Below are 5,704 nucleotides of genomic sequence, written 5' to 3'. Positions count from 1 at the left end.
CTTACCAGACAGGCATTCCACCTGCTAGACTACTCGCCCTTGTCTGGGCGCACAATTTCGATTTGTGGTAATATTATACCTTGTAGTCAAAGATATTGCCACTATCGTTTCTATTTCTCCAATTCGAACTCAAACCTTTGTACAACACAGTTATCCTTTACCTCAGAACAAATCTGATCTGCATTCTCATATAACATTGCCATTGTCTTTTTACACATCTTCGGAGAATCTGAAAGAATCCAGGAAATTCCATAAGATAATTCAATATACCCATAGGTATCATCATCTTTTTTCATGGTCACAATGTTCAATTCCAATAACTTAGCCAGTTCCATCGAAGATCTCTGCAGTCTGATAAACAAAGCATTCTTCTCGGGATCCGGAACAATCTCTTTCATTTTTTCCTTCTCTTTAAAGCTTCTGATGATTTCTGCTAACTGAAAATCTCTTCGGTCATTTTCCAGCTGTAATTCTTCTTCAGAAAGGTTCTCAGATTCTTCTGCTATCTGCTTATCCAGTTCTTCCATTTCCTTAGCTGCAACGTCATAATATTTACATTCTATCAGCATTCATCTTCACCTTACAGACAAAAAAGGAACAGTTAAACAAATACGTCCGAACTGTTCCCTCATTTCTTAAGTCCTCGGAGCATTGCCAATACAACATCCTGCTCGTCAGCACTCAGATCATTCCATATCTCCATCACTTCATTCTGTTTATCCGTCAGATGATTTTTTTTCATCCTGAAAAAACTGAGATAGTGTTACATCCAGTACACTGCATATCTTTTCAAACGTCTGTAATGATGGTGTACTCTCATTTGCAATGATCCTCCCAAGGGAAGACTGTGCAATTCCTGTCAGCTGTGCCAGTCTGTATTTACTTACATGACGTTTCTTGCATAAATCTTTTATATTCCCAGCAATATACTCTTCTATCTGCAAGTAAATACACCTCCGTTCATCATTACTGGTTTTATTTTACCTTCAATCCCAGCATTTTATTAGAGGTATATTATGCAAGTATTTAGTTGTGTTTTAAAAAGTATTTATACAAAAAAAGAAAATTTACTAAAGCGAAGATATGTTCTGGTTCTTATGTATCGTGTTTTACTGATACCAACTATAATAACAAATTTATTCTTCCATATATGAGTTATTTTGTCTAATATAATAATCTTCCATTGCACTACTATTTGAGGATGAATCTTTTTCATTTCTTTAGTTATAAAAACAGCCTAATTATAATGCAATTATCAGTGTCCTTGTTTTATTGACTCGGTTGTTGTCACTCTGCTATCGCATCGTGCCAAAACCTCGTGGGAGATTATAATTAGCCTTCTCTTATCAAGTTAAATATAATCAGTTCCACGGATAGAAATCTTTGAGAAATTTCACTGTAAAGTCTTGAGACAAATGCCTAGGCGACCAGGCTCTATCGCTTCGCGCGAGCCTGGTCTTTATTCATTTGCCTCAATCCTTCCCACTGAAATTTTCAAACATTTCTACCCATGTCGCATATTAACATATTATTGCTTTTAGCAAATCAATAGTCACAAATGCCAATGACATTTGTGACCTTCTCAACATCTCTTTCACGGAATATACGCCCTCTCCCAAACATACATGTCCGGGATACTGCCAGACATGTCTCCGTCCAACCGAAGTGTCTGATTCCCGCCTAGCCAGAAATTATAATATTTCTGGCTAACTGCCAGGCAGATGTATCAATCCTGACAGTGCCCGATTCGTATATTCCTCTCCATATTACTATTTTAAGTATGTTGCTTATAATATTTTAAGGGATGACTGTCAACCCTGTTCGATCAGAGTCCGCCACATATATGTTCCTGAAGAATTTATTCTTAATATTCTATCGTCTCATTCTGGATTATTTCATCTTCATTTTTCCCTATATCCTCTTCTGTTTTTATTCTCAGATATGGATTCTCAATAATTTCAGCCTGCTGGCAGGGATAATTAGAGAAAACATATACGGTACAGTTCTCTCTCAGAAGTCTTGCTCTTCCCACTGCCTGTTCCAATTCTGACTCAATAAAGAAGAGCTGCATATTTTTCATATTCTTATCAGCATAGCTCATCATAAGAAAACCATATCCGCTTCTTTCCACACGGTATTTGTGTAAGCTTCCACTTGTATCATATCCAAGCATTGCTCCTACTATTTTATACAGAATCGAAGAATTATGTGGTGTACCTATTACAGCTATGTCCCTTCCACGATATACATTAAATCCCTCAGTCTTACCAAAATGGATTTCTGAGTCTGGTACCAACATTTTAAAGGTGATAATCGGAATATCCCCGATATACTTTTCCTTTATCTCTTCCAGAATATCTATCCCGCCATTTTTATTGAAAAAAGCTCTGCTGAGAGTATGTGCCGTGTACTGGATCACTTTTCCTTTATATTCAGCCTTGTAAACTTCTCTGAAATTAATATTTTTCCCAAGAAAATAATCCTCATATAAAGTTCTGTCCGCAGTTGCCGATAATATGGTCATCTTACAGCAGTCCTTGAAATCATACTTCTTAATAAACACAATTTCCTTCTTATTTTTGCACATAATAACATGGGTACTATCAAACAGCTTTGGAGCCGGTCCTGTAAACTCATTTCTCTGCTCATACAACTTTTCCAAAGCTGATTCTGACAGACTGGTGAAATTAACTTGAAGGGTTTCCTCATTATCCAGTTTTAAAATTCTCTCAAGCTGCTCTCTATTATCCGCATCTATAAATGGCAGTTCCAATAATTTCTCAATATCTGACAGCGGTAAACTGCTTGTAAAATGAAATAATGTCATAAGCAGGTCTTCATCAATGATAATTTCATAGTCCTGCATTTTGTATAATTCTTTCATTAAAAAAAGCGCATGTGTCGTAACAATACACTGCGCTCCGCTGTAGCCTATTTTTCTTTTTTTCAGTATCTCGTTAAATATCTCTAACTGTCTTGGGGATAGTTCATCCATATGTTCCTTTTTATATTCTATTATGGCCTTTTTTCCTCTCCTTGTGAACCCCTGTGAAAAATCCCTGTTAAGTTTTTCCTCTAGCTCCGGAAGACCCAGTTGTGTAATCTTCGTATAAATACTTTCCGTTATTTCACACGTAACCCCTTTGGCTTCTATTCTTTCAGCCACCTCACGCTGCAGCTTGATTGTTGGTACTGCTATGATAAATTTCTTACCAGTCCATTTTTTTACAATCTCCACGTACTGTTCCGTTTTTCCTAAAGCCGTCTGTGCTTTTATAATGTAGATATCTGTATTCCTGGCAGCTACGGCTTCCTCAAGCATTTCTTTAAGGACAGATACACATTTATCAATTTCGTAAAAAATCTCTGTGCTTTCTAATTTTCTGATTTTCCTGCTTGCTTTGTCATAGAGGGATTTACCTTTACATCTATTATAATATGGACAGGGTGTCTCACACTTTTCGCAGTACATAGGACTGCCATTTGATATATAATGCTTCAAATTATATTCCCATTTACCAGCAGATTTCCGCAAATTATCCAAAAATAATTTTTTTCCACCTTTTATATGTACCAGACTGGTCGCAAGAAGGAACTCCCAATCATAATGTACGTCTTTTCCATTAACAAAGTCATTTAACAGAGGACAGAGTTTACATAATGATTCCTGGTCATATCCGGTCAGTATGGGAATATCCTTTCTTGTTTTCCGCTCTTTCGCAGAATCTCCCTCACACGCTTTGCCTTCGCTATATGGCAGCATAATTATACCGCTGTCATTAATTTTGTCTTCAATTCCTTCTAAATCAAATTCATTCTCATTGTAAATACATAGTTCTCCGTTCTTAACACATATCCCGCTCTTTTTTCCAAGTCTTTTTAGTTCCTTACTATTATTACGCCCCTTTGTCTCCCAATAATAAATTTCCAGATTCCTTGCAAGCTCCACAATATTAATTTTCGCGCCCGAATTCTTCTCTATTATCCCTTTTCCTCCGAGAAAATACTTGCCTAAATTAAGGTAGTCTGCATCCACAGTTGAAAAAAATGCCTTTAGCAGAACATTAGCAGCTTTCGCAAATGCAGGATTCTTTATCTCGTGATCCATCAGGAAAACAGCTGCAAATCCCTTTTTGCTTGCACAGCTTCCAAGTGTTTTATATGTAAAAGTATAGGACAAGCTATATTTTTCGCATTTTTCTTTAAACTCACGATATTTCAGATCACCATTAAATTCCAATACTAAAAGCGTCTGTCCTACAAAGTTTCCCTCATCTGTTCCACCATCTAATAAAGCCCTGCAAAAAGCCTGTCCATTATTTCCAACACTCTCTATAATTTCTTCTATCGTTAAATCTTGAATACTCTCTCTCTTCTTAAAACGGTCAGCGATCAGTCCCTTATGTAATGAAGCAAGTGTCATATCCTTATATTTGTTAGAATCTACATTTACGTACATTGTACTTCCTTTCCGATAAATTTCATACTGACATATACTTTATTCAAGCTAAACTGGTCACTCTGGGGACATGGTATGGCAGTTTGTAAGCAAACGAGGAATGTTCTATTTAAACACTATAAGCTTTTTTATTAAATACACATTTTCTTACAATCTGCTCATATCAGCTCTCAACAGCTCCAGTTACGGTTCATATAAGTGTTTGAGCTTGAGAAAACTTTATATGGCATTTGAAATTCATCTATAGCATTTTTACAGGACTGTTCTGCTTATATTTATTTCTTACAAAACTAACCTTACTCACATATAAATAAAACCAAATATCAGACAGGAGGTAAAAATTATGCCAACCACATCTAATCCAGTACCTGCAGGGAAGGAAGATTCTATTTTGACCGTTTTAGGTGTCTCAGAAGTTGCTGAGTATCTCGGAGTGGGAAAGAACAGAGTTTATGAATTGCTTAATGACGGCAGCCTTAAAGGATTCCGCATGGGGGCTACCTGGAAGATTAGCAGAATGGCTTTGGAGAATTATATCCTGAATGCTTCTCAATTATGATTCAAATAAAAAAGAAAACAGGGCATGTCACGCTGACATGCCCCGTAACACCACTATTCCTTAGTAACAGAAAAACATCCAATCTTTATAATCCTGGTATTTGCAGTTTCTTAGTGATCTCTCAAATTTGTCATAATTAGTATATCCAATATACCTACCATTCTTACGAGGAATATAATCATATCCTCCCTGGTTAAATTCACTTAAGGATTCATACTTATATGTATATCTATAGACAAGTTTAAGCTTCGTTCCTTTCATTTGGTAAACGTCATATCCACTAGACTCTCTATCCTGTGTCCATTGTAATACAAGATATTTCTTATTTTTTTGCTGAGAAACAGATGATATTCCAATATAGCCTTTTTTAGACGTCATTCTTACAACTTTACCTTTTTTATAGGTATATACAAGAACGCCATATTTAGTACCATTAGGATATTGAACCACAAGTTCTGGGATACCATCCTTATTGATATCGACAAAAGTATCGATAGTTTCTCCCTGACCTGTATAACGTCTGGAATTCCAAATATGTTTTTTCAAAAATTTTTCATATGCTTTAGCAACTGTTTTCTTTGAAGGCTTTTTAGCCGCTGATACAGGAACTGTTATCAGCAAACAACACATCTGCATTTTACGGGGCTCAGCGGCCGCCATTCTGTTTTAGAACGGCCGCTTTACGA

At 36.3% G+C, this 5,704-nt stretch carries 5 protein-coding genes; 1 reads left to right on the top strand and 4 read right to left on the bottom strand.

Going from position 1 to position 5,704, the window contains the following annotated elements:
• Positions 1–110: 110 nt before the first annotated feature.
• The 3 genes from G5B11_RS18160 to G5B11_RS18150 form a co-directional block, all read right to left on the bottom strand.
• Positions 111–569 (bottom strand): hypothetical protein, encoded by a 459-nt coding sequence (locus tag G5B11_RS18160; protein WP_173729270.1) that lies wholly within the window; start codon positions 567–569, stop codon positions 111–113.
• A gap of 147 nt (positions 570–716) precedes the next feature.
• A complete protein-coding gene (locus G5B11_RS18155) occupies positions 717–944 on the bottom strand; it encodes a helix-turn-helix domain-containing protein (protein WP_244093077.1) in 228 nt (75 codons plus the stop codon).
• Positions 945–1,864: 920 nt separating this feature from the next.
• Positions 1,865–4,459, bottom strand: coding sequence for a hypothetical protein (locus tag G5B11_RS18150; protein ID WP_173729269.1), 2,595 nt, complete (start codon positions 4,457–4,459; stop codon positions 1,865–1,867).
• A gap of 343 nt (positions 4,460–4,802) precedes the next feature.
• On the opposite strand from G5B11_RS18150, the gene G5B11_RS18145 reads away from it, so the two are divergent.
• Positions 4,803–5,018 (top strand): helix-turn-helix domain-containing protein, encoded by a 216-nt coding sequence (locus tag G5B11_RS18145; RefSeq protein ID WP_173729268.1) that lies wholly within the window; start codon positions 4,803–4,805, stop codon positions 5,016–5,018.
• Positions 5,019–5,078: 60 nt separating this feature from the next.
• On the opposite strand, the gene G5B11_RS18140 is transcribed toward G5B11_RS18145, so the two are convergent.
• Complete coding sequence (locus G5B11_RS18140) at positions 5,079–5,639, bottom strand: hypothetical protein (protein ID WP_173729267.1); 561 nt, start codon at positions 5,637–5,639, stop codon at positions 5,079–5,081.
• Positions 5,640–5,704: the final 65 nt, after the last annotated feature.

Source organism: Blautia glucerasea (genome assembly GCF_013304385.1).
In the GTDB taxonomy this organism is placed as follows: domain Bacteria; phylum Bacillota; class Clostridia; order Lachnospirales; family Lachnospiraceae; genus Blautia_A; species Blautia_A ammoniilytica.
This window is presented reverse-complemented; position numbering and strand designations above follow the sequence as displayed.

Bases quoted from the DNA above. Each gene is read 5' to 3' on its own strand.
- G5B11_RS18145 (WP_173729268.1), top strand. From the start codon at position 4,803: ATGCCAACCACATCTAATCCAGTACCTGCAGGGAAGGAAGATTCTATT.
- G5B11_RS18150 (WP_173729269.1), bottom strand. From the start codon at position 4,459: ATGTACGTAAATGTAGATTCTAACAAATATAAGGATATGACACTTGCT.
- G5B11_RS18160 (WP_173729270.1), bottom strand. From the start codon at position 569: ATGCTGATAGAATGTAAATATTATGACGTTGCAGCTAAGGAAATGGAA.